22 protein-coding genes are annotated in these 21,682 nt (G+C 67.6%); 15 read left to right on the top strand and 7 right to left on the bottom strand.

From position 1 onward, the window contains the following. Window positions 1–15: 15 nt before the first annotated feature. Complete coding sequence (locus CFB49_RS33930) at window positions 16–1,467, bottom strand: MFS transporter (protein ID WP_089493563.1); 1,452 nt, start codon at window positions 1,465–1,467, stop codon at window positions 16–18. Window positions 1,468–1,871: 404 nt separating this feature from the next. Between CFB49_RS33930 and CFB49_RS33920 the strand changes: the two genes are divergently transcribed. Together CFB49_RS33920 and CFB49_RS33915 are read left to right on the top strand one after the other, a co-directional pair. After that, window positions 1,872–2,993 carry a TauD/TfdA family dioxygenase gene (locus tag CFB49_RS33920; RefSeq protein WP_089493562.1) on the top strand — a complete coding sequence of 374 codons (1,122 nt, stop codon included), beginning with the start codon at window positions 1,872–1,874 and terminating at the stop codon, window positions 2,991–2,993. Window positions 2,994–3,089: 96 nt separating this feature from the next. Continuing rightward, a complete protein-coding gene (locus CFB49_RS33915) occupies window positions 3,090–4,040 on the top strand; it encodes an ABC transporter substrate-binding protein (RefSeq protein ID WP_069619938.1) in 951 nt (316 codons plus the stop codon). 105 nt (window positions 4,041–4,145) lie between these two features. On the opposite strand, the gene CFB49_RS33910 is transcribed toward CFB49_RS33915, so the two are convergent. The 6 genes from CFB49_RS33910 to CFB49_RS33885 all read right to left on the bottom strand — a co-directional run bounded on the left by CFB49_RS33910 (window position 4,146) and on the right by CFB49_RS33885 (window position 9,622). Then, window positions 4,146–4,685 (bottom strand): AidA/PixA family protein, encoded by a 540-nt coding sequence (locus tag CFB49_RS33910; protein WP_069619939.1) that lies wholly within the window; start codon window positions 4,683–4,685, stop codon window positions 4,146–4,148. 60 nt (window positions 4,686–4,745) lie between these two features. Continuing rightward, window positions 4,746–5,249: an inclusion body family protein gene (locus tag CFB49_RS33905; RefSeq protein ID WP_069619940.1), complete on the bottom strand. Its 504-nt coding sequence runs from the start codon at window positions 5,247–5,249 to the stop codon at window positions 4,746–4,748. Between the two features lie 294 nt (window positions 5,250–5,543). Continuing rightward, entirely contained in the window at window positions 5,544–5,927 is a 384-nt protein-coding gene (locus CFB49_RS33900; RefSeq protein WP_089493561.1) for a GtrA family protein, read from the bottom strand. Window positions 5,928–5,939: 12 nt separating this feature from the next. Further along, window positions 5,940–6,983, bottom strand: coding sequence for a glycosyltransferase family 2 protein (locus tag CFB49_RS33895; RefSeq protein WP_069619942.1), 1,044 nt, complete (start codon window positions 6,981–6,983; stop codon window positions 5,940–5,942). Between the two features lie 24 nt (window positions 6,984–7,007). Then, window positions 7,008–8,387 carry a glycosyltransferase family 87 protein gene (locus tag CFB49_RS33890; RefSeq protein WP_089493560.1) on the bottom strand — a complete coding sequence of 460 codons (1,380 nt, stop codon included), beginning with the start codon at window positions 8,385–8,387 and terminating at the stop codon, window positions 7,008–7,010. Continuing rightward, the gene (locus tag CFB49_RS33885; RefSeq protein ID WP_089493559.1) at window positions 8,384–9,622 is read right to left on the bottom strand and encodes a glycosyltransferase family 87 protein; all 1,239 of its coding nucleotides are present in this window, start codon (window positions 9,620–9,622) and stop codon (window positions 8,384–8,386) included. Before CFB49_RS33885 ends, CFB49_RS33890 begins: the two co-directional genes overlap by 4 nt. 1,050 nt (window positions 9,623–10,672) lie before the next feature. Between CFB49_RS33885 and CFB49_RS33880 the strand changes: the two genes are divergently transcribed. The 13 genes from CFB49_RS33880 to CFB49_RS33820 all read left to right on the top strand — a co-directional run bounded on the left by CFB49_RS33880 (window position 10,673) and on the right by CFB49_RS33820 (window position 21,656). Then, window positions 10,673–10,864: a Flp family type IVb pilin gene (locus CFB49_RS33880; protein WP_069619945.1), complete on the top strand. Its 192-nt coding sequence runs from the start codon at window positions 10,673–10,675 to the stop codon at window positions 10,862–10,864. 148 nt (window positions 10,865–11,012) lie between these two features. Next, window positions 11,013–11,204 (top strand): Flp family type IVb pilin, encoded by a 192-nt coding sequence (locus tag CFB49_RS33875; RefSeq protein WP_050015343.1) that lies wholly within the window; start codon window positions 11,013–11,015, stop codon window positions 11,202–11,204. Between the two features lie 82 nt (window positions 11,205–11,286). Beyond that, window positions 11,287–11,505: a Flp family type IVb pilin gene (locus tag CFB49_RS33870; protein ID WP_069619946.1), complete on the top strand. Its 219-nt coding sequence runs from the start codon at window positions 11,287–11,289 to the stop codon at window positions 11,503–11,505. A gap of 28 nt (window positions 11,506–11,533) precedes the next feature. Next, window positions 11,534–12,073: an A24 family peptidase gene (locus tag CFB49_RS33865; RefSeq protein ID WP_089493558.1), complete on the top strand. Its 540-nt coding sequence runs from the start codon at window positions 11,534–11,536 to the stop codon at window positions 12,071–12,073. 65 nt (window positions 12,074–12,138) lie between these two features. Then, the gene (locus CFB49_RS33860; RefSeq protein WP_069619948.1) at window positions 12,139–13,539 is read left to right on the top strand and encodes an ATP-binding protein; all 1,401 of its coding nucleotides are present in this window, start codon (window positions 12,139–12,141) and stop codon (window positions 13,537–13,539) included. A 35-nt stretch (window positions 13,540–13,574) separates the two neighbouring features. Next, window positions 13,575–14,414 carry a Flp pilus assembly protein CpaB gene (gene cpaB, locus CFB49_RS33855; protein WP_089493557.1) on the top strand — a complete coding sequence of 280 codons (840 nt, stop codon included), beginning with the start codon at window positions 13,575–13,577 and terminating at the stop codon, window positions 14,412–14,414. A 104-nt stretch (window positions 14,415–14,518) separates the two neighbouring features. Beyond that, the gene (locus CFB49_RS33850; RefSeq protein ID WP_089437956.1) at window positions 14,519–16,438 is read left to right on the top strand and encodes a type II and III secretion system protein family protein; all 1,920 of its coding nucleotides are present in this window, start codon (window positions 14,519–14,521) and stop codon (window positions 16,436–16,438) included. 20 nt (window positions 16,439–16,458) lie between these two features. After that, window positions 16,459–16,755 carry a hypothetical protein gene (locus tag CFB49_RS33845; RefSeq protein ID WP_069619951.1) on the top strand — a complete coding sequence of 99 codons (297 nt, stop codon included), beginning with the start codon at window positions 16,459–16,461 and terminating at the stop codon, window positions 16,753–16,755. A 25-nt stretch (window positions 16,756–16,780) separates the two neighbouring features. Beyond that, window positions 16,781–18,052 carry a pilus assembly protein TadG-related protein gene (locus CFB49_RS33840; RefSeq protein WP_089493749.1) on the top strand — a complete coding sequence of 424 codons (1,272 nt, stop codon included), beginning with the start codon at window positions 16,781–16,783 and terminating at the stop codon, window positions 18,050–18,052. 13 nt (window positions 18,053–18,065) lie between these two features. Beyond that, a complete protein-coding gene (locus tag CFB49_RS33835; protein WP_089493556.1) occupies window positions 18,066–18,599 on the top strand; it encodes a TadE/TadG family type IV pilus assembly protein in 534 nt (177 codons plus the stop codon). After that, entirely contained in the window at window positions 18,596–19,039 is a 444-nt protein-coding gene (locus CFB49_RS33830; protein WP_089493555.1) for a TadE/TadG family type IV pilus assembly protein, read from the top strand. The genes CFB49_RS33835 and CFB49_RS33830 overlap by 4 nt, the downstream gene beginning before the upstream one ends. A gap of 22 nt (window positions 19,040–19,061) precedes the next feature. Continuing rightward, window positions 19,062–20,270 (top strand): AAA family ATPase, encoded by a 1,209-nt coding sequence (locus CFB49_RS33825; protein WP_089437954.1) that lies wholly within the window; start codon window positions 19,062–19,064, stop codon window positions 20,268–20,270. A gap of 18 nt (window positions 20,271–20,288) precedes the next feature. Further along, the gene (locus CFB49_RS33820; protein ID WP_069619956.1) at window positions 20,289–21,656 is read left to right on the top strand and encodes a CpaF family protein; all 1,368 of its coding nucleotides are present in this window, start codon (window positions 20,289–20,291) and stop codon (window positions 21,654–21,656) included. The last annotated feature ends 26 nt before the right edge of the window (window positions 21,657–21,682 follow it).

Genomic DNA, 21,682 nt, shown 5'->3' with positions numbered 1-21,682 from the left:
CGTGCGGCAAGGTGTTCAGGCCCGGGTGCCGTCGCCGCGTGCGTCGCCGGGCCAGCGCACGGCCAGCACGATACAGAGCGCGACGAGCGCGGCCGCGATCGCAAACGCGCGCGACGCGCCGGCCACGATTGCCGCGCCCTGGCCGGCAACCAGCGCGCCGAGCGCCGCGACGCCGATCGCGGCGCCGACCTGGCGTGCGGTGTTGAGAATCGCGGACGCGGTGGCCGAGCGGCCGGCCTCGACGCTGCCGAGCATCGTCGACGTCAGCGCGGGAATCGCGATGCCGCCGCCGATCGCCATCGCCGCAAGCCCCGGCGCCAGCAGCGCGTACGGCGTATGCGCGGCGAGGGTCTGCCACAGCCACACGTAGCCGGCGAGCGATACGGCGAGGCCGACGATGACGGTCGCGCGAAACCCGTAGCGGACCGCGAGCCGGGCGCTCGCGATGTTGGCGAGCATGATGATCGTGAGCGGCGCGAGCGCGAGCCCCGATTCGGTCGCCGTGAAGCCGCGCGCGTTCTGGAAATAGAGGCTGAGCGAGAAGATCAGCCCGTAGAACGCCGCATTCGTGATCGCGCCGATCGCAAGCACGCCCGGCACGCGGGCGATCCGGAGGAGCGCGAGTTGCAACATCGGCGCGGCCACGTGCCGCTCGATCGCGACGAACAGCGCACCGAGCACGACCGACGCGATCAGCGCGGCAGCCGCATACGGGTCGCCGATTCCGTGCGCACCGGCCCGGATGATGCCGCCCGTCAGCAGCCCGAGCACGAGCACCGCGACGATCTGGCCGGCCGGGTCGAACAGCCGCGGGCGCGCGGCGGCGGAATCCCGCACGTGACGCAGCGTGAGCCATAGCCCGAGCGCGCAGATCGGCAGGTTGATGAAGAAGATTGCGCGCCAGCCGAGCGAATCGATCAGCAGGCCGCCGAGCGTCGGCCCGGCCGCGCTGATCGCGCCGCCCGTCGCGCTCCACCACGCGACGGCTTTTACGCGCGCGGCAGCATCGTTGGCGCACGCATGCGTGATGAGCGCGAGCGACGTGGGCAGGATCATCGCGGCGCCGACGCCTTGGGCGACGCGCGCGGCGACCAGCGCGGCCAGCGACGGCGCAAGCGCGCAGCCGAGCGACGCGAGCAGGAACAGCGCGAGACCGTAGGCGAACAGCCGGCGGCTGCCGAAGCGGTCGGCCAGCGTGCCGGACGTCAGCAGCAGCGCGGCGAACGACAGCGTGTACGCATCGACGATCCACTGCAGCCCGTGGACGCTCGATCCGAATGCGTGGCCGAGGCTCGGAATCGCGACGTTGACGACGGTCACGTCGAGCTGGACGATCGCGAAGCCGAGGCTCGCGGCCGCGACGGTCGGGAAGATCGCGCGCAGCGACGCGCGGGGCGGAGCCGCTGCGGCGGTCGGCGCGCGGTCGACCGGGGCGACGTGGTCGAGTGCCGGGGCACGGTCGCTCATCGCGGCTCCCGCGGCATACGGAACGTGCGGGACATAGGGCGCAACAGGCGGTATCGAGTCATCTGGCGGGTTCCCGTGTGGAGATGAACGGAGCCGGCTTCTCGTCGTGAGCCGGCCGCATCGTCGAATCCGACAGAAAACTAGCATCGACCCGTTGGCGAATACAAATAATAAGCAACGATTTTTTAACAAGTATTCGTGTTAAGGAGCGGCGCACACACGGTGAACCGGTTCCGTCCGCATTGCTGAACTTATATCGATAATTTTTGTTTGCAATCGAATTAATATCATTTCGAAATGCAATGGCGGTCTCCTAGTCTTGTCGAGCGCTTCGCACCGAGGACGGCGGAGCGCGGCGGCGATGCCACGCCGCTCTTCGAACCAGATCTTTATTCGAGAGACCTATGACCTATCTCGCAGATGCACGTATTGCCTTGACGGCAGCGGAATCCGCTCACATCCGCAAGACGCTCGGCACGCTGGATTACGACCCGGCCGGCGGCGCAGGCTACATCAGCGCAGTCCGCAAGCTGGCCTACAACGCGTTTCCCGACCGGATCGTCGACGCATTCGATCGGGCGAAGGCGCCGACCGCGGACGCGCACGGCTCGATCGAGCTCGACAATCTGCCGATCGACAACGGCGTGACGGGCAGCCCGCGGTTCGAGGAAACCGGCCGCTCGTTCAAGGCCGGCGTGCTGAGCGAGAACGTGCTGGTCGCGTTGAGCACGCTGGCCGGCGAACCGTACTCGATCGCGCACGAAGGCCGCGAGCTGGTGAACAACCTGACGCCGCACAAGGCGACCGCGCGCGACTACACGGGCCTCGGCTCCGAGGTCGAGCTCGACTTCCATATCGAGAACGCCGCGCAGGCGCACATGCCGGAAGGCGATACGTCGCCGTTCGCGCTGCTGCTGCTCGGCGTGCGCAGCGAGGCCGGCGGCGGCCCGTACACGCGCCTCGCCGATGCGCGCCGCGCACTGCAACTGCTGTCGGCGGACGATATCGCGCAACTCTACGGCGAGCACTACATCATTCGCGTGCCGTACCGGTGGCGCGGCGCCGCGCCCACGCCGCGCGACAACACCGACCTGAGCGCCGTGCTGTCGGGGCCGCTCGATGCGCCGCGCGTGACGGTCGCGTTCTATCCGGACATGGTGCTGGCGGTCAACACACGTGCGCAGGAAGCGCTGGCCAACCTGTATCGCGCGGTGCGCGAGGTGTCGTTCGGCGTGCAGGTATCGCCGGGCAAGCTGGTGCTGATCAACAACCACTTCACGCTGCATTCGCGCGACCGCTTCGATCCGCAGTACGACGAGAACGACCGCGCGTTCCGCTGGGTGCAGCGCGTGTTCGTCGCGCGCAGCCTGTGGAACTTCCGTGCGTTCACGCCGCTGCAGGCGCGCGTGTTCGACCCGAAGGCGGTGTATGCGGGCGAGTCGGCGCACACGAGGCGTCCGTCGCCCGTCGTGCAACCGGCGACGCAGCGTGCGGCCGCGGTCGAACTCGAAGCGACGCCTGCGTGATCGACGCGACAGGGCAGCGACTGGCGCCGAACGTTGTCAGCCTGCTGCCCGCGCTCGCTGCGAGCATCCGCGAATAAAAACAGGAATCCACAAGACATGAGAAGAACCGCCTTTCCCGTTGGGCGCATCGCCCGCGTGCTGGCCGTCGCGCTGATCGCGGCGAGTGCCGGAAGCGCCGTCACCGCGCACGCTGCATCGTTCGACCTGAGCCCCGAGCAGCCGGCCCGACAGCGCGGCACGCTGAACCCGGCGGTCGAGCAGGCGCTGCCGGCCGGTTTCCGGTTTGCCGAAGCGAATACGCTGACGATCGGCATCGCGCCGAACCTGCCGCCGCTCAGCACCTATGCGACCGACGCGCGCACGGTGGTCGGGTTCGATCCCGATCTCGCGCAGCTGATCGCGGACAGCATCGGCCGCAAGCTGAAGATCGTGCCGCTCGCATGGGCCGACTGGCCGCTCGCGCTGCAGTCCGGCAAGGTCGACGCGGTGATCTCGAACGTGACGGTGACCGAGCAGCGCAAGGAGAAGTTCGACTTCTCGACCTACCGGAAGGACCAACTCGGCTTCTACGTGAAAACCAACAGCAAGCTTGCCGCGATCCGCGAACCAAAGGATGTCGCCGGGCTGCGGGTCGTGACCGATTCGGGCACGAACCAGGAAAAGATCCTGCTCGAATGGAACCGGCAGAACGTCGCGCGCGGCCTCGCGCCGGTCGAGATCCAGTACTACGCGGATGCGGCCGAACGCTGGGTCGCGCTGCAGTCGGGCCGCGTCGACACGATCTTCAGCGTGAATTCGATGCTCGCGTACCAGGCATCGCTGCGCGGCGATGCGAAGCTGATCGGCACCGTCAGCGGCGGCTGGCCGCGCACCGCCGATATCGCGATCACGACCCGCAAGGGCAGCGGCCTCGCCGATCCGCTGACGCTCGCGATCAATGCGCTGATCGCGAACGGCAGCTATCGGAAGGCGCTCGATCACTGGCGGCTGGACGCCGAAGCGATCGACCGGTCGCAGACCAATCCGCCCGGGCTGCCGCGCACCTGAGTACGGCGCGCGGCGGGGCTCGCTTGAGCATCGTCGTAGTCGTCCTCCGCCCGGTCGCGTTGAAGCCGCCGCCGGCGGCTGCTTGAAATAGTCGTCGCGATCCGGCTACGGCTTGGCGCCGGGCGGTTTCGTGTCCGGCCGGCGGTCGGCGATCTCGATCGTCGTTTCCCAACGGAAATAGCCCGACACGGCGCCATCGCGATCGAGCACCGCGAAATCGGCCGTGCACGAGGTGGCGCCTGCCGCCAGCACCTCGCTGCGCCAGAAATGGTCTTTCATCGGCTGGCACGACGGATGCAGCAGATCGTCGCCGTCCGGCACCGGCATGGCGGCGTCGCGGATTTCCGCTTCGATCGGCGCGACGATGCCCGCGTCCTTCAACGCGAACCGGACGAACAGCACGGTCACCTCCGCACGCAGCGCGAGCGCGGTTTCGCGCAGATGAAGCTGGTCGCCCGGCGACAGGCCGGCGAAGAGCCGGTTGTCGTTGTGGCCGGCCTGCCCGGCGTCGCCGGGGCTCAACACGTAGATGTGCCGGCCATCGATCACGGTCGGCGCGTCGGCGTCCCGGCTCGCATCGGGGTAGGCCGACAGCAGCGTGACGGCGTCGACGATCGCCAGGACATCGTAACGAACACCAGACATGAGCACGCCCTCCGCAACAAGGGAGCGGCCGGACGGCCTGCGGCCGCCCGTGTGCCGCGATCAGTTATGGATCGAGATGAACGGATCCCACGAGAAGCAGCCCTGGCTCTGGCAATTGCGATCGATGATCTGGAACTGGAAGTGGTAGGTCACACGGCCGACCTTCAGGCATTCGGACGACCAGTAGTAGTTCGCGACCTTCTGGCACGTCGGCACTTCCGGTTTGCTCGTGTTCGGCACCGGGATCGATGCTTCCGCGACGCGCGGCGTCGGCGTCGAGATCAGGTCGTTGCCGGCGTTGGCGACGAACTTGTAGAACACCACCTGGTTTTCGAAGCCCAGCGACAGGCTCGTTTCGCGCCAGCGGATCAGGTCGCCGACCTGCGCCTTCAGATCGAGCTCGCCGCCCGCCTGCCCGGAGATGACGTTGTCCTGGTTCGTCACCATATAGACGTAATGCCAGTCGATCAGCGTCGGCGCGGCCGGATTCTTGCTGGGATTCGGATATTTCTTGAGAATGGTTTCGGTATCGAACGAGACGAGCACATCGGTAACGCGTGACATAGAAGCTCCCGTTTCAAGTAATGGAACTTATCGTTGCGCGAATTGCTTCGTGCGGCCGCCATCGCGTTGTGCTGCAAGGGTTTTCGCCGGGTTCGACGCATGCAGAAGCGACGGCGAATGCAGATTATCCCGTTTGGTTAATCGTGGAAGCTGTAAAAGTAAACAGGTCTGCAAATGATTTGTCGGGTTAATTTTGAAATCGGAATCAATCGAATCGATGCGTTACATAAATATCACGACATTGAATCTGTTAATTGATTGACCGATTATTGGCAGGAACGGGAAGCGGGCCGCTTACCGGTACGTCCAGAGCCGGTGCAGCACGAACGTCGTCGGCGGGATCAGCAGCGCGATCGCGACGACGCTCGTCGCGCGCGACGCATCCAGCGCCTCGGCGGCGCGCGCAAGCAGCATCGTTTCGACGAACCCGACGAGCGTGACCGCGAAAAAGCGCGTCGCGTTGCGGGTGCGCACCGTCGACGAGAAGCTCCACAGCGTATTCGCCAGATACGAGAACGCGGTCGCGCAGAGGAACGCGACCCCATTCGCGGTCACCGGCGTCGCATCGAGCAGCGTGAACAGGGCCGCCGCGACCAGCGAGTGGATCGCGGTCGAGCAGAGCCCGGACACGCCGAAGCGCACGAGCCGCGTGCGCTCGGCCTGGAGCAGCGCGATCATGGCGCCCGCACGTCAGCGCGCGCCGATGCGCGCCCGGACCGGCTGCGCGCGCCGGCGTGCGGGCTGGCGGCGTGCGTCGCGAGCGACCGGCAGTTCGATCACCTTGCCGTGCGTCTGGTAGCGGCGGCGGATCAGGTACACGGGCCGTTGCTTCGATTCGTCGTAGATCCGCCCGACGTATTCGCCGACGACGCCGATCCCGATCAGCTCGATGCCGCCGATGAACAGCGTGACCGAGATCAGCGACGCGTAGCCGAGCACCGGATTGCCGAACAGCAGCGTGCGCAGGATGATGAACGCGCCGTACACGAACGCGAGCGCCGCGATGCCGATGCCGATGTAGGTCCAGCTGCGCAGCGGCACGGTGCTGAAGCTGGTGATGCCCTCCAGCGCGAAATTCCACAGCTTCCAGCCGGAGAATTTCGAGTGTCCGGCGCTGCGCGGGTCGCGCTGGTACTCGACGATCACGGTCTTGTAGCCGACCCACGCGAACAGGCCTTTCATGAAGCGATGCCGCTCGGGCAGGTTGCGCAGCGCGTTCACGACCTTGCGATCCATCAACCGGAAATCGCCGACGTTCTCCGGCAGCTTCACGTCCGACAGCAGGTTGTGCACGCGATAGTAGATCGCGGCGGCGGTGCGCTTCGCGAATGAATCGCAGGCGCGGTTGCTGCGCTTGGCCGCGACGACCTCCGCGCCGTCGCGCCAGTGTTCGATCAGAACTGGAATCAGGCTCGGCGGATCCTGCAGGTCGGCGTCGAGCGGGATCACCGCATCGCCGGCGGCTTCGTCGAGGCCGGCCGTCAGCGCGGCTTCCTTGCCGAAATTGCGGGTGAGATCGATGACGCGCACGCGCCGCTCGGCGGCGCCGATCCGGACCAGGCGTTCCAGCGTGTCGTCGCGGCTGCCGTCGTTCACGCAGACGATCTCGAAGCGGATCGCATCGATCGCGCTCATCAGCGGAATCACGACGTCGAAGAAGCGCTCGACGGCTTCGCCTTCGTTGTAGAACGGCACGACCAGCGAAACGAGCGGCGTGTAGATGGACTCCCGCATGATGATTCCCCTTGTGATGTCGTTTTACCGGTGGGCGCCGAGCGTCAGGCGGCCGGTGCGGCGCATGCCGTGCGCCGGGCGGTGGTGCGGTCGGACCGGGTGTGCGAATTCGGTCTCGGTCGAGATGTCGCGCGCGTCCGGCATCGACGGCACGTCGCGTCTTTCCTGGGCGATCCGGCTGACGAGCAGCGCGAGCGACGCGAGCGTCACGAGCGGCATGAACTGGAACGACAGATGCGGCACGATCGCGAGGCTCGCGAGCGGCATCGGCCACAGCAGCATCAGCCATTCGCGATCGAAGCGCCGCCAGCCGTGCGTCCACGTATAACGTGCGTACCACGCGATCACGATGCCGTACCACGTCAGGTCGTAGTCGTACAGATAGGGGCTGACGAGCAGGCATGCGCATGCGAGGGTCGCGGCGCGCAGCGCGTACGAACACGCGCCGCGCCACGCGTAGACGACGGCAATCGCCGCGGCCGCCGCCGACAGCAGTTGAAGGCCGCGCGCGACGAGCGCGGGCCAGCCGGCCATCGTCGCGAGCGCGAACAGGGTGGGCATGCGCGCGAGCTTGGCGTGGCCGGTGCCGACGATCGTATAGACGTGGGCGATCAAGTGCGTGAACGCGATCCACGGGCCGACGCCGAACGCGAGCGTCGCGAGCAGGGCGCTGACGGCGATCGTCGCGGCCCATGCGCCCAGTGCGCGCCATTGCCCGGCACACAGCAGCGCGAGCGGGAACAGCACCGCGAGCTGCGGCTTCATCGTCAGCAACCCGAAACAGATGCCGGCGGTGACGGGGCGGCGGTTCAGCGCGAGCAGGCCGAAGGCGGCGAGCGTCGCGGTGAAGAGACTCGTCTGCCCGACGATCACCGTGAGGAATGCGCCGGGGAAAGCAAGCGCGCACAGCCACGCGGCGTCGCGCTGCACGGTCGCGCGCATCGCCGCGGCGAACAGCGCGTACGTGATCGCGAGCCACAGCACGAGCGCCAGCGTGTACGGCAGCCAGCCGAGCGGCAGCACGAGCACCAGCATCGTCGGCGGATAGAGCCACGGCAGTGTGCCGTCCGCGAGCGTCATCGTCGGGATAGCCAGCTGCTGGACCGCGAACAGCGTGGAGTAATGCCACGCGTCGCCACCGTGCCCGTGCGCGGCAAGCCATGCGGCGCTCCAGACCGGCGAGAAATCCTGCGACAGCGGGTCCAGCGCGCCGTCGTGCGACAGGTGCACGCGGATCAGGTAAATGACGATGAACAGCAGCTCCGTCAACAGCACGCCGGCGGCATAGAGCCGCACGCGATCGCGGTTGAGCCAGTGCGGATGGCGGCGCGGGCCGGCGATCGGGAGTTCCGGATGCACGCGGGCGGCAGGGTGCGCGTGGCGGGCGAACGACGGCGTTTTCATCGTGCGCTCCGGGAGGCGAGCGCCGTGCGGCGCACCACGACGAACAGCACCGCAAGCAGCACGAGCGGCCCGATTTGCGGCAGCTTCATCAGCCGGTTCAGCATTTCGAAGATCGGCAGCAGCCACGCGAGCACGAGGATGCCCTGGTCGCCGGGCAGCCAGCCTTCGTCGAGACCGTGCGCGATCAGGCAGAAGACCGCGATGCCGAGCCACGTCAGTTCGTAGTTCCACAGGTACGGCGTCGTCAGCAGCGTGGCGACCGCCAGCACCGCGCCGCGCAGCCGCATGTCGCGCGTGCGGCGCCATACGTCGACGGCCGCGGCGAGTGCGACGAGCGCGACCGCCGCCTGGGCGGCCAGCGCGGCCGCCACCGGCGCGCCCGCGAGCCGCAGCGCGGCGAACGGCGTCGGCGACGCGAGCCAGTACGACGCGAGCATGAAGTGCTGCTCGCGTACCGTCGACATCGCATGACTCAACCCGTGCAGCGCGGCGGGGCCGGCCAGTGCGACGCCGGCGGCCGCGAACAGCGTCGCGCTGAGCGCGGCCGCCGCGAAGGTGCGCCAAGCGCGCGTCGCGATCAGCACGAACGGGAACACGATCGCGAGTTGCGGCTTGATCGCGAGCAGCCCGATCAGTACGCCCGCCACGACCGGGCGCTTGCCGAGCAGATGCAGTGCGAGCGCGGCGAGGCCGGCGGTCAGGATGCTGTTCTGGCCGAACAGCGCGGACATGCACACCGCCGAATACGCGACGACGACGAGCGCTGCGGCGCGCGGCACGGGAAGATGCGCGCGCAGCCCCGACAACCGCGAGACGGCGAACGCGTAGCATAAAAGACTGCCCGCGAAAAAGAGGAAGTAAGCGGGCAGGAAAGGCACGAGGGCAACCGGGGCGATGAACAGCAGCATCGTCGGCGGATAGAGCCAGGGAAGCGGCCGGTTTTGCAGATACGCACCGAAGTGCGCGAACTCGGCCTGCAGGAATGACGACGTGTCGTAGGCCGCCGCGGCATGGCCCTGCAACACGAGATGCGATGCGGTCCAGAAGACCGAGAAGTCGGTACCGGGTCGGGCGGTGGCGTTCGACGTGAAGCCGTCGGTCACGACACCCCACACGATCAGCAGCACAACGAAGAGCATCAGCATGATGCAGCTGTACGGAATGATCCGGTCGGCCGTCAGCCATTGAGCACAGCGTATTGCGCGATCGCGCGTTTCACGATTGGCTGTGTACATGATGCCCCGTCTGTGGTGTGGCCGCGTGGTCTGTCGCAGCCGTTTGATGTTGTCGTGCCTGCGGATCGATCGCTCTGAAATGGCGTTGTCCGGTGAATTCATTGTTGAAGAAAAAAACGCGTGATGCAAACCAGGCACGGCCGGACGGCATTGAATGTGTTCAGCGATTCGGGCGAAAACCGCCATTTCTGGTATGAAAAAACGCCGCCGCCCGGATTCGTGTTTCTGACCTGAAACATTCCGCGATTCTTGCCGGCTGTGCATGCCGCCGAACCCGTCGCGCGCGAACGGCTCGCCGCGTTCGGGAAAATCCCGAGAAAATTTTTTTGGCCCTTTGTGCAGCGCGGCGACGGACGTCCGGGCGGGCGGCGCTCGCCCGGACCGCATATATCAAAGTTGAAACATTTCGGTAGCCGGGCGTTTGACGGGCACGCGTGCGAATCGCCGGAACCCTTGGTACGCCTCGATTCCGCCCGGGATGGTCCGCTCTTTGCGTAAGCGTTGGCACGGCAGTCGACGACGGGGCGACCGGGCGGTTCAGGCAACAGGCAGTGGAACCGGCTCGCGAATCGCCTGCGGAAACGATGGTCCGGAGCGCGTCGGGGAACACGCCGCTCCCGTCCGATCAACCGCGGGAACCGTCGTCGAACGACCCACCAGACCTGGCAGCTTCCGGGCAATAAGAAATCGGCATGGCAGTACATGGGGAATAAAAATGAATGACCACAGCACATCGCGGATCGCAAGCCGCGTTAAAGACACATTGCAGCTTTGCCGGGAGTTCCTCTCCCGTTCAACCGGATTCCATGCGTCGAATGGCCGCCGTGCCGTTCCGGTCGCTCGAGCCGCCCGATTCGTCCGGCCGGTCGCACCGTACACGCGCTTCTCATGTTCCGTCTCGCCGATACCCGTTCGCACGGACCGCGGTAGTCCGCCCCGTTTCCGCGACTGATCGTCGGCTTCCGATTTCTAGCGTAGTGCCGGTGGTGCCCACCCCCGACGTCTTGATCGACGAAGGGTATTTCATAGCAGTCCGAAAGGAGAATGCTCATGTCAAGAATCATCGAAAAGGTCGCGTGGTTCGTCCAGGATCAGGACGGCGTGACGGCCATTGAATACGGCCTCATCGCCGCGCTGATCGCGATCGGCATCGTCGCCGCGCTGGCGACGGTCGGTACGGATCTGAAGACCGTGTTCAGCACGATCGCCGCGGATCTGGACTCGGCGGTAGCAGGCCTCTGATGGATGGTACGACGAACGGTTTGTCCGATCGTTCGAATCGTTCGTCGGCGCCACACGGCATCAACGATATTCCTCGACGTATCGATGCACGGTCATCCGACCAGCCGGTGCGCGAGGGTTTTGAAAGTCACCACGCAAGGAGAACATCATGTCCAAGTTCATTCAACAAGCCGGCCGTTTCATTCGCGACGAAGACGGCGTGACCGCCATCGAATACGGCCTGATCGCCGCGCTGATTGCCATCGGCATCATCGCCGCGCTGTCGACCATCGGGAAGGACCTCAAGACCGTGTTCAGCACGATCGCGGCCGACCTCGATTCGGCGGTTGCAGGCATCTGATGCACCGCGCCGCGGGCGGCTCGGCTGGTGCAGTGTTCGAGCCGTCCCCGGCGATTCCGTCACCCGGAAACCGGAGACCATCATGCAAGCCATCACGCGTGTCGCCCGTCGCTGGATCGCCGACGAACGGGGTGTGACGTCGATCGAGTATGCATTGCTCGCGTCGATGTTCGCCATCGCGGTGCTGGGCACCGTCGTCACGCTGAAGGGCTCGCTCGCCGATGCCTACGAGATGATCGCCGCGGCCGTGACGGCCGCCGTGGCCACCGCCGTGACCACCGCGTTGTCCATGGTTTCCTGATCCACCGATTCGATACGCGAGGTTCGCCATGCTTCCCGTTGCGCCGCCTTATCCGGTTCCGTTGTGCGTGACGCTGCTCGCGGTCGCCGCGGCCAGCACGGACATCGCGAGCCGTCGCATTCCGAATCGCCTCGTGTTGCTCGGCCTGGCCGGCGCGCTGGTTGCGCAGTGCCTGTTGCACGGCGTACTGGCAGGCGTGCTCGGATGGCTCGCCGGGGCCGCGACCGGTTTCGGCCTGCTGCTGCCGTTCTACCTGTTGCGCGGGATGGCGGCGGGCGACGTGAAGCTGATGCTGGCGATCGGCGCATGGGTCGGCGCGGAAATGACGTTTTACATCGTGCTGGCCACGTTCCTGGCCGGCGGGATCGGCGCCATCGCCTACGCGCTGCTGCGCGGGCGGGTGCGCCAGATGTGGGCGAACGTGCGCACGCTGATCGTGCGGCGCTCGCAAGCGGCGCGCGCCGAGGCCGACGACGGCCCCGCCGAGATCGCGTCGGTCGGCACGCTGCCGTACGGCGTGGCGATCGCGGTCGGCACGCTGAGCATGCTGTTCGCGTCGTGCGCATAGCGCGACGGATCCGCAACGAGGACGCAACGAGGACGCAACGAGGACGCAACGAGGACGCAACGATCATGAACACGAACCACACCGAACGGGGACGCGACGCGCAGGTGGCACGCCTGCCCGATCCGCCGCCGTCGCGGGAGATCCATACGAAGCTGGGCGCGCAGCTGCCGCCGGCGCCGCGCTCGCTCGCCGACACCGGGCTGAGCATGGCGTTCGTCGCCGGGCTCGTGCTGAAGTCGACGCTGGTGCTCGGCCGCCCGTCGTACGGCGACCTGATCGAGCGGCACTGCCTGCCGCTCGCGGTGCTCGACGACGTCTTTGCGTTCCTGGTGCGCGAGCATCTCGTCGAGCTGACCCATCGCGGCGCGACCGATCTCGACGTGACGTTCCGCCTGACCGATGCGGGCCGCGTGCTCGCGCTCGAGGAGCGGGAACGCAGCGGCTACAGCGGGCCCGCGCCGGTGACGCTCGACACGTATCTGGCGAGTGTGGCCGCGCATTCGGTGCGCAAGCTGCACATCGGCCAGAGCGACGTGTGGGCGGCATTCGAAGGCATCGTGATCGACACGGCGGTGCTCGATGCGGCGGCCGCCGCGCTGAACGCGGGCCGGCCGCTGCTGATCTACGGCCCGGCCGGCAGCGGCAAGACCTTTCTCGCCGAGCGGCTCGGCGCGCTGATGCACGGCCGCGTGCCGGTGCCGCACGCGATCTGCGCAGCCGGCGAAGTGATCCAGGTCTACGACCCGCTCGTGCACGTCGACGCGGAGGCGCCGGGCGGCGGCCAGTCGGTCGATCGCCGCTGGCGCCTGTGCCGCCGGCCGGTCGTGATGTCGGGCGGCGAGCTGACGCTCGACGAACTCGACCTGCGTCGCGACGAAGCGGCCGGCTTCTACCAGGCGCCCCCGCACATGAAGGCGAACATGGGCATGTACGTGATCGACGATCTCGGCCGCCAGCGTGTCGAGCCGCGCGACCTGCTCAATCGCTGGCTGCGTCCGCTCGATCGCGGCGTCGATTTCATGACGCTCGAATCCGGCAATCGCTTCGTGCTGCCGTTCGACGTATGGCCGGTGTTCTCGAGCAACCTGGCGCCGGAGCAGTTCTGCGACGACGCTTTCCTGCGCCGTCTCGGCTCGAAGCTGCACGTCGGCGCGATGTCGATCGACGACTACCGCTCGGTGTACGACGCGGCTTGCACGTCGCTCGGGCTCGTATCGGCGAGCGATGCGTTCGACTTCCTGCTGCATCGGCTGCATCTGCCGACCGGCAAGGCGTTTCTCGCGTGCTTTCCGGCGGACCTGCTGCGCCTCGTGGCCGCCGGCGCGCGTTACCGCGGCGATCCGCCCGAGGTGACGCACGACGCGCTGTACGACGCGTGGGCGAGTTACTTCGGCGCGGCGCCTGAACGGGACGGCAGCCACCCGCCGCCCGTCGAGCGCGGGGGCCGTACGTTCATCACCGGTTGAGCGGTTTCTTTCACGATTCGTCGAGGAGCATTGCCATGAAAAACAGTCGAGCAGTCATGATGCTGGTCGTCGCGATGATCGCGGGTCTCGCCGCGGTCGTGTTCGCGTCCCGCTGGCTGATGCAGACATCCACGAGCTCGGTCACGTCCGTCGCGGTGGCCACCACCGACCTGAACCTGGGCGAGCCGCTCGGGCCGAACCAGATCCACATGGTGAGCTGGCCGTCGGGCAGCGTGCCGACGGGCGCGTTCACCGACACGAAAGCGCTCGAAGGGCGCGTCGTGCGCACCAGCCTCGCGCGCGGCGAGCCGGTGATCGAGTCGAAGCTCGCGCCGGTCGGCACGAAGGGCGGGTTGTCCGCGGTGATCGCCGACGGCAGCCGCGCGATCACGGTGCGCGTGAACGACGTGGTCGGCGTCGCGGGTTTCGCGCTGCCGGGCAACTACGTCGATGTGATCGTCAACACGCAGGAACAACAGGGCAAGACCGACGGGCAGAGCATCTCGAAGATCGTGCTCGAGCACATCCTCGTGCTCGCCGTCGCGCAGCAGGTCAGCCGCGACGACACGGCGCCGAAGGTGGTCAACGCGGTGACGCTGGAAGTCACGCCCGACCAGGCCGAACGGCTCGACCTCGCGCGCAGCGTCGGCACGCTGTCGCTCGTGCTGCGCAACCAGGTCGACCAGAAGACGCTGACCACCGGCGGCGCGACCAAGCTGACGCTGCTCGGCAAGGAGCCCGCACCGGCCGCGCCGCCGGCGCCCGTCCAGGTGCGGCCGGTCCGTGTGCACGTCGCGTCGCACGCGGCGCCGGAAGTCCGGCGCGACTGCGTCGGCGTGCTGACGGGCGTGAAGGGCAGCGTCGAGTGTTTCTGAAGCCAAACCAACCAGCCATATAAACAAACCGGCCGCCGGCAACGCGCGGCGGCCTTGGAAGTCGATAACCGGCACGGCGCCGGTCTCTCGGGGGATCAGACGAAATGAAGATCAAACCGCAACGCACAGGTACCGGCCCACTGCGCACACGCGTCGCACGGGGCACGATGATGGCCGCGATCCTCTGTTCGGGATGGCTGACCGTATATGGCGCACTCGCCCAGGAAGGCATCGAATCGGCGGTGCTGACCAAGGGCGGCGCCAGCGCACCGGCCGCGGTCGGCAAGGGGCCGATGCAGATGACGATCAGCATGACGCCGGCGCCGGCCGCCGCGCCCGCCGCGTCGGCGGGGCCGCTGCGCGGGCCGAACTGCGTCGGCGCCGTGCGCGAATCGACCAGCGTCGCGGTGCCGCTCGGCAAGTCGCTGCTGGTGCCGATGCCGGAGCCGGTACGCAACCGGACGATCGGCAATCCGGCCGTCGCGCAGGCGACGATGGTGTCGCCGCAGACGCTGTACATTCTCGGGCTCGCGGTCGGCACGACCAACATGATCGTGCAAGGCAGGAGCGGCGCATGCCGGGTGATCGACGTCGCGGTCGGCGCGGACGCCGGCGGGCTGCAGGCGTCGCTGCTGCAACTGATGCCGAACGAGCGCGACATCCACGTGTCGACCGCGGCCGGCACGATCGTGCTGGCCGGCACCGTGTCGAGCTCGCAGGCCGCGCAGCAGGCCGTGCAGATCGCCCATGCGTACGGCGACAGCGCGGGTGACGGCAAGCAGGGCGGCGGCGTGCTCAACATGCTGAACGTCACGTCGCCGCAGCAGGTGATGCTCGAGGTGAAGGTGGCCGAGGTGTCGAAGACGCTGATCAACCAGATGGGCAGCGCGTTCAACATCCAGGGCGGGTTCGGTTCGTGGAGCGGCGCGCTGGTCAGCAACCTGCTTGCCGGCGTCGCGAGCGGCGCGGTGTTCAACAAGGCGAACAACAAGCCGTTCAGCATCGCGGCCGACGCGCAGAACACCGACAACCTCGTGAAGATCCTCGCCGAGCCGAACCTCGTGACGATCAGCGGCCAGGAAGCGACGTTCCTCGCGGGCGGCAAGATCTTCATCCCGATCCCGCAGAGCAGCGGCAACGGCACGTCGTCGATCACGCTGCAGGAAGAGGAATTCGGCGTCGCGCTGAAGTTCACGCCGACGGTGCTGGCCAACGGCCGGATCAGCCTGAGGGTCGCGCCGGAAGTGTCGGAGCTGTCGCAGACGGGCGTCACGCTGAGCGCGACCAACATCGGCGGCACGTCGATCCTGCCGCTGATCACGACGCGGCGCGCATCGACGACGGTGCAGATGAGCGACGGCGAATCGTTCGCGATCGGCGGGCTGATCAAGGACAACGCGACCGGCGCGCTGAAGGCGATCCCCGGCGTCGGCGAAGTGCCGGTGCTCGGCGCGCTGTTCCGCAGCACGTCGTTCCAGCAGGACCGCACCGAGCTGATCTTCCTGATCACGCCGCACCTGGTGAAGCCGCTGCAGACGGCGGACGTCGCGCTGCCGACCGACAGCTTCTCGAAGCCGAACGAAATCGACGTGTATGCGACCGGCAACATGGAAGGCCGCCGCGGCGTGCGCAAGGCAGGCGCCCAGCCGATGCAACCCGCGAACGGTGCAGCCGCCGCGCCGCAGACGCCGGCCCAGGCGCCGGCGCCCGCTCCGGCGCCGAAATCGGAAGCACCGGTCGTGCCGGCCGCGCTGCCCGCGCCGCGCGCGCCGCAAGCCGACGTGCAGCCGTCGATGCCGGCCGAGCCGCCGAAAGCGCCGGCGCCGGTCGCGGCCGCCGCTCCGCAGCCCGATGCGGCCACCGCGGCGCGCGTCGCACGCATCGAAGCCGCCGCCGCGCGTCTTGCGGCCGCCGGCGCCGAACCGTCGGCCCAGCCGTCGACGCGCACCAAGCACCGGATCGCGGCGGCGCCCAACGCGCAGATCGCGCGTACGGGCGCGGAACCCCAGTCCACCGATCGTTGAAGCCATCCAAGGGGAAGCTCATGAAATCCGCCTACCTCGTATTCGTGCGCCGCGCGGCGCTCGCCGTCCCGCTCGCGTTCGCGCTTGCCGGCTGCATGTCGTCGACTCCGGTGTGGGACAGCCGCTTCGGCGACTCGGTCCGCACCGTGATGCACGCCCAGATCATCGATCCGCATGCCGGCGAACATCCGGCCTCGGCGGCCGGGGTCGACGGCGCCGCCGCCGCGGCCGCGCTCGACAACTACGACAAGTCGTTCAAGCAGACCGTGCCGCCCGCCAACGCGTTCGTGATCGGCATCGGCAAGGCCACCCAATAACGACGGCATGCTCAGGGAGAACGCCATGAACCGCGCAGCCCGCTATCCGAAACTCACGCGTCGCAGCCTGCATCGCCAGCGCGGTGCCGTCGCGATCATCGTCGGCCTCTCGCTGGCGGTGATGATCGGGTTCGTCGGGCTCGCACTGGATCTTGGCAAGCTGTACGTCACGCGCAGCGAACTGCAGAACAGCGCCGATGCCTGCGCGCTGTCGGCCGCGCGCGACCTGACCTCGGCCATCAGCCTGTCGGTGGCCGAGGCCGACGGCATCGCAGCCGGCCACCTGAATTTCGTGTTTTTCCAGAAGACGCCGGTGCAGATGTCGACGAACGCGAACGTCACGTTCAGCGATTCGCTGACCAATCCGTTCCTGACCAAGGACGCGGTCACGAAGCCGGCGAGCATCAAGTACGTGCAGTGCACCGCGACGCTGAGCAACATCGCGCACTGGTTCATCGAGGTGCTGAACGTGCTGCCGGGCACGAAGCTCGCGAATGCGGCGGAAGTGTCGGCGAGCGCGATCGCGACCGTCGGCGGCGGGCAGACGACCTGCGCGATTCCCGTGTTCGTGTGCCGCGGCCCGTCCGATCCGCCCTACAAGGTCGGCGACTGGATCTCGTCGCCGTCCGGGTCGTCGTCGACCTACGGGCCCGGCAACTTCGGCTGGGCGGCGCTCGACGGCTCGACGAACGAGACGACGCTCGCGAGCGAGCTGTCGGGCAATACCTGCAACATCACGAGCCCGCCGGACCTGGCCACCACGGGCCTGAAGTCGGCGGCGCTGCGGGCCTGGAACACGCGCTTCGGCATCTATACGAACGGCGCGAATGGGTCGAGCGGCCAGCCCGACTTCACCGGCTACGCGTATGTCGGCCCGAACTACGGGCCGCCCGGAACGCCGGGCATCAAGGGCGACGCGTACACGCAGTTCGTCGCCGACCGCGCGAGCTTCAAGCCTTACCAGGGCGACGGCGCACCGCCGTCGGGCAGCGGCATCTCGACCAACGGCACGGCGACGGCGAGCAACTACGCGACCTACGGCAGCGACCGGCGCCTCGCGCTCGCGCCGGAGGGCGACTGCTCGACGCTGTCCGGGAGCAGCGGCAAGGTGCACGTCACGCAATGGGATTGCGTGCTGATGCTCGATCCGCTCCCGTTCAGCGCCGGCAGCGGCGCCATCGTCGCGCACCTGGAATACCTCGGCTCGTCGGTGTCCGGCAACAACCCGTGCGCGACGCACGGCCTGCCCGGCAGCGGCAGCGCGTCCGGAACCCAGGTTCCGATGCTCGTTCAATAGCGGAGAGACGATCATGAAGAAGCCGTCGATTCGTCGTTCGCGCACCCGCGGCGCCGTCGCCGTCGAGTTCGCGCTCGTGCTGATGCCGATGATCATGCTGGCGACCGGGGTGGCCGAATTCGGCCGGGCGATCTACCAGTACGAGACGCTGACCAAGGCAACCCGCGACGCGGCGCGCTACCTGTCGGTCTGGTTGCCGACCGACAGCGCGTATCCGGTGGCGCAGGCGCAGTGCCTGGTCGTCTACGGCAGCACGACGTGCGGCATGTCGGGCACCGAGTTGGTACCCGGGCTCACGACGTCGATGGTCACGATCTGCGATGCGCAGCACACGACCGGCTGCAGCGATGCGTCCGATCCGGCGCAATTCGCGAACTTGCCGACCTACGATTCGAACAACAACGCGGCAAGCGGCACGGCCACGGGCGCGATCAACGTCGTCGAAGTGAAGATCAGCGGCTACAAGTACCAGCCGATTCCCGCGTACCCGGGGCTGCCGTCGATCACCTTCGGCAACATCGTCACCGTGATGAGGCAAGTATCATGACCGCGCGCCATGTTCCGCTGTCCCGCCGGCGCGCCCAGCGCGGCGCGGCGATCGTCGAATTCGCCCTCGTCGCGATGGTGCTGATCATGCTGCTGATCGGCATCTTCGAGTTCGGCCGCGTGCTGTTCTACTGGAACACCGCGAGCGAAGCCGTGCGCCTCGGCGCACGCACGGCGGTCGTCTGCGACGTGAACGCCGCGGGCGTCGTGAAGCGCGTGCGATCGCTGCTGCCGCTGCTGTCGAACGCGAACGTGTCGGTCAACTACACGCCGTCGAGTTGCGACATCAACACGTGTTCGTTCGTGACGGTGAGCGTCACGAACGTCACCGTCAAGACCATGATCCCGTTCATGAACGTCACGCTGAAAATGCCGCCGTTCACGACGACGCTGCCGCGCGAAAGCCTGAATTCCGCGACGGGCGGCTCCGCCTGCAACTAATCGAAAAGACGAGGCACACGACATGATCAATATCCTCGTAGCTTCCGACGATACCGCGCGGCTCACGCAGATCGCGCGTCTCGTGGCCGACTGCGGACGCTATCGGACGACGCGCGCCACCGGCCGGCCGTCGCAGATCGAACATCGCACCGACGGGCTCGACGCGTTCGACATCCTGCTGGTCGACGGCACGTCGCTCGAACCGTTCGAGCTGTCGGCGATCGAGCGCATCTGCCGCGCGCATGCGGGCCTGACCTGCATCCTCGTGACGTCCGACGCATCGCCGCACGTGCTGCTCGATGCGATGCGTGCGGGCGCGCGCGACGTGCTGCAATGGCCGCTCGATCCGCAGGCGCTCGGCCACGCGCTCGGCCGGGCCGCCGCGCAGAGCACGCGGCGCGATACCGACGACACGCGCATCGTGTCGTTCATGTCGTGCAAGGGCGGCGCCGGCACGAGCTTCGCGGCCAGCAACGTCGCGTTCGAGATCGCCGAGGGTTTCAAACGCCGCGTGCTGCTGATCGACGTGAACCAGCAGTTCGCCGACGCGGCGTTCCTCGTCAGCGACGAAACCCCGCCGTCGACGCTGCCGCAGCTGTGCGCGCAGATCGAGCGGCTCGACAGCGCGTTTCTCGATGCGAGCGTCGCGCACGTGACGGAAAACTTCCACGTGCTGGCCGGCGCCGGCGACCCGGTCAAGGCCGCCGAGATGCGCGAGGACGCGCTCGAATGGATTCTCGGCGTGGCCGCGCCGCGCTACGACTTCGTGATCTTCGACGTCGGCGTCGGCATCAATCCGCTGTCGATGGTCGCGCTCGATCGCAGCGACCAGATCCAGCTCGTGCTGCAGCCCGCGATGCCGCACGTGCGCGCCGGCCGCCGGCTGCTGGAGATCCTCGTGTCGCTCGGCTATTCGACCGACCAGTTGCGGCTGATCGTGAACCGCGCGACGCGCGCGAGCGAGCGGACCCGCACCGCGCTCGAGGAAGTGCTCGGGCTGCAGGCGGCCTGCACGATTCCCGACGACGCCGACACGGTGCTCGAAGCGATCAACCAGGGCCACCCGGTGTCGCGGCTCGCACGCGGCTCGGCGGTCGCACGGGCGTTGCAGGGCTATGCGAAACAACTCGTCGACGGCGAGGTGCGCGCGGGACGCAGCGCGACGCACAGCGAGCCGTTGATGTCCCGGCTGTTCGGCCGCAAGGCCACGCCGAAGCTCAAGTCGATGTAATTCTTACGGGGAACCATCATGTCATTGCGCGAACAGATGTCCTTGCACCGGGCCCAGCCGGTGGCGACAGGCAGCGAGACGGCCGGCCCGGCGCATTCGTCGGTGCGCGACGCATACCAGAAGCTGCGCCGCGAAATTCACCTGGCCGTGCTCGAGCGCGTGGAACTCGAACGCCTGTCGCGGCTGCACCCGGACCAGGTCCGCATGGAGATCGGCTCGCTGATCGCGCGGATCCTCGACGAGGAGCGGATGCCGGCGAACGACATCGAGCGGCGCCAGCTCGCGATCGACGTGTACGACGAGATGTTCGGCTTCGGCCCGCTCGAAGCGCTGCTGCGCGACCCCGGCATTTCCGACATCCTCGTGAACACGTACCGGCAGGTCTACGTCGAGCGCTGCGGGCAGCTCGAACTGACCGACGTGACGTTCTACGACGATGCGCACCTGATGAAGGTGATCGAGAAGATCGTGTCGCGCGTCGGGCGCCGCATCGACGAATCGAGCCCGATGGTCGACGCGCGGCTGCCGGACGGTTCGCGCGTGAACGCGATCATCCCGCCGTCCGCGATCGACGGGCCCCTGATGTCGATCCGTCGTTTCGCGGTCAACCCGCTGAAGATGGACGACCTGGTGCGCTACCACAGCCTGACGCCGCCGATGGCCGAGCTGCTCGACGCGCTGTCGCGCGCGAAGGTGAACGTGCTGGTGTCGGGCGGCACCGGCAGCGGCAAGACGACGCTGCTCAACATCCTGTCCGGCTTCATTCCGCGCAACGAGCGGATCGTGACGATCGAGGACGCCGCCGAGCTGCAACTGCAGCAGCCGCACGTGCTGCGGCTCGAAACGCGCCCGCCGAACATCGAGGGCAAGGGCGAGATCACGCAACGCACGCTGGTGCGCAACGCGCTGCGGATGCGCCCGGACCGGATCATCCTCGGCGAAGTACGCGGCGCCGAAGCGCTCGACATGCTCAACGCGATGAACACCGGCCACGAAGGCTCGCTCGCGACGATCCACGCGAACACGCCGCGCGACGCGCTGACGCGGCTCGAGAACATGGTCAGCGTGTCCGGCCTGACGCTGCCGCCGAAGACGATGCGCCAGCAGATCGCGTCGGCGATCTCGGTGGTCGTGCAGGCGGCGCGCCTCACGGACGGCAAGCGCAAGATCATCAGCATCCAGGAACTGACCGGGATGGAGGGCGACATCATCAACATGCAGGAGATCTTCACGTTCAAGCGTACGGGCGTGGACCGCGACGGCTCGGTACGCGGCCACTTCTGCGCGACCGGCGTGCGGCCGAAGTTCGTCGAGCGGCTGCAGGCGTTCGGCATCAACCTGCCGGATTCGCTGTACGACCCGTCCACGCGGTACGAGGCGGACTGACGCCAGGGCGTCGTGTGCTGCCGGGG

Origin of the sequence: Burkholderia sp. AU17457 (assembly GCF_002223255.1) — a bacterium.
GTDB lineage: Bacteria > Pseudomonadota > Gammaproteobacteria > Burkholderiales > Burkholderiaceae > Burkholderia > Burkholderia sola.
Note: the sequence above shows the minus strand (reverse complement) of the source record. Positions and strands in the feature narration are given on the sequence as shown.

What these genes read in the sequence shown, in the direction of transcription:
- CFB49_RS33825 (WP_089437954.1), top strand. Translation starts at nt 19,062, where the DNA reads ATGATCAATATCCTCGTAGCTTCCGACGATACCGCGCGGCTCACGCAG.
- CFB49_RS33865 (WP_089493558.1), top strand. Translation starts at nt 11,534, where the DNA reads ATGCTTCCCGTTGCGCCGCCTTATCCGGTTCCGTTGTGCGTGACGCTG.
- CFB49_RS33850 (WP_089437956.1), top strand. Translation starts at nt 14,519, where the DNA reads ATGAAGATCAAACCGCAACGCACAGGTACCGGCCCACTGCGCACACGC.
- CFB49_RS33905 (WP_069619940.1), bottom strand. Translation starts at nt 5,249, where the DNA reads ATGTCACGCGTTACCGATGTGCTCGTCTCGTTCGATACCGAAACCATT.
- CFB49_RS33910 (WP_069619939.1), bottom strand. Translation starts at nt 4,685, where the DNA reads ATGTCTGGTGTTCGTTACGATGTCCTGGCGATCGTCGACGCCGTCACG.
- CFB49_RS33885 (WP_089493559.1), bottom strand. Translation starts at nt 9,622, where the DNA reads ATGTACACAGCCAATCGTGAAACGCGCGATCGCGCAATACGCTGTGCT.
- CFB49_RS33840 (WP_089493749.1), top strand. Translation starts at nt 16,781, where the DNA reads ATGAACCGCGCAGCCCGCTATCCGAAACTCACGCGTCGCAGCCTGCAT.
- CFB49_RS33860 (WP_069619948.1), top strand. Translation starts at nt 12,139, where the DNA reads ATGAACACGAACCACACCGAACGGGGACGCGACGCGCAGGTGGCACGC.
- CFB49_RS33845 (WP_069619951.1), top strand. Translation starts at nt 16,459, where the DNA reads ATGAAATCCGCCTACCTCGTATTCGTGCGCCGCGCGGCGCTCGCCGTC.
- CFB49_RS33870 (WP_069619946.1), top strand. Translation starts at nt 11,287, where the DNA reads ATGCAAGCCATCACGCGTGTCGCCCGTCGCTGGATCGCCGACGAACGG.
- CFB49_RS33830 (WP_089493555.1), top strand. Translation starts at nt 18,596, where the DNA reads ATGACCGCGCGCCATGTTCCGCTGTCCCGCCGGCGCGCCCAGCGCGGC.
- CFB49_RS33835 (WP_089493556.1), top strand. Translation starts at nt 18,066, where the DNA reads ATGAAGAAGCCGTCGATTCGTCGTTCGCGCACCCGCGGCGCCGTCGCC.
- CFB49_RS33920 (WP_089493562.1), top strand. Translation starts at nt 1,872, where the DNA reads ATGACCTATCTCGCAGATGCACGTATTGCCTTGACGGCAGCGGAATCC.
- CFB49_RS33915 (WP_069619938.1), top strand. Translation starts at nt 3,090, where the DNA reads ATGAGAAGAACCGCCTTTCCCGTTGGGCGCATCGCCCGCGTGCTGGCC.
- CFB49_RS33880 (WP_069619945.1), top strand. Translation starts at nt 10,673, where the DNA reads ATGTCAAGAATCATCGAAAAGGTCGCGTGGTTCGTCCAGGATCAGGAC.
- CFB49_RS33875 (WP_050015343.1), top strand. Translation starts at nt 11,013, where the DNA reads ATGTCCAAGTTCATTCAACAAGCCGGCCGTTTCATTCGCGACGAAGAC.
- cpaB (WP_089493557.1), top strand. Translation starts at nt 13,575, where the DNA reads ATGAAAAACAGTCGAGCAGTCATGATGCTGGTCGTCGCGATGATCGCG.
- CFB49_RS33895 (WP_069619942.1), bottom strand. Translation starts at nt 6,983, where the DNA reads ATGCGGGAGTCCATCTACACGCCGCTCGTTTCGCTGGTCGTGCCGTTC.
- CFB49_RS33930 (WP_089493563.1), bottom strand. Translation starts at nt 1,467, where the DNA reads ATGAGCGACCGTGCCCCGGCACTCGACCACGTCGCCCCGGTCGACCGC.
- CFB49_RS33900 (WP_089493561.1), bottom strand. Translation starts at nt 5,927, where the DNA reads ATGATCGCGCTGCTCCAGGCCGAGCGCACGCGGCTCGTGCGCTTCGGC.
- CFB49_RS33890 (WP_089493560.1), bottom strand. Translation starts at nt 8,387, where the DNA reads ATGAAAACGCCGTCGTTCGCCCGCCACGCGCACCCTGCCGCCCGCGTG.
- CFB49_RS33820 (WP_069619956.1), top strand. Translation starts at nt 20,289, where the DNA reads ATGTCATTGCGCGAACAGATGTCCTTGCACCGGGCCCAGCCGGTGGCG.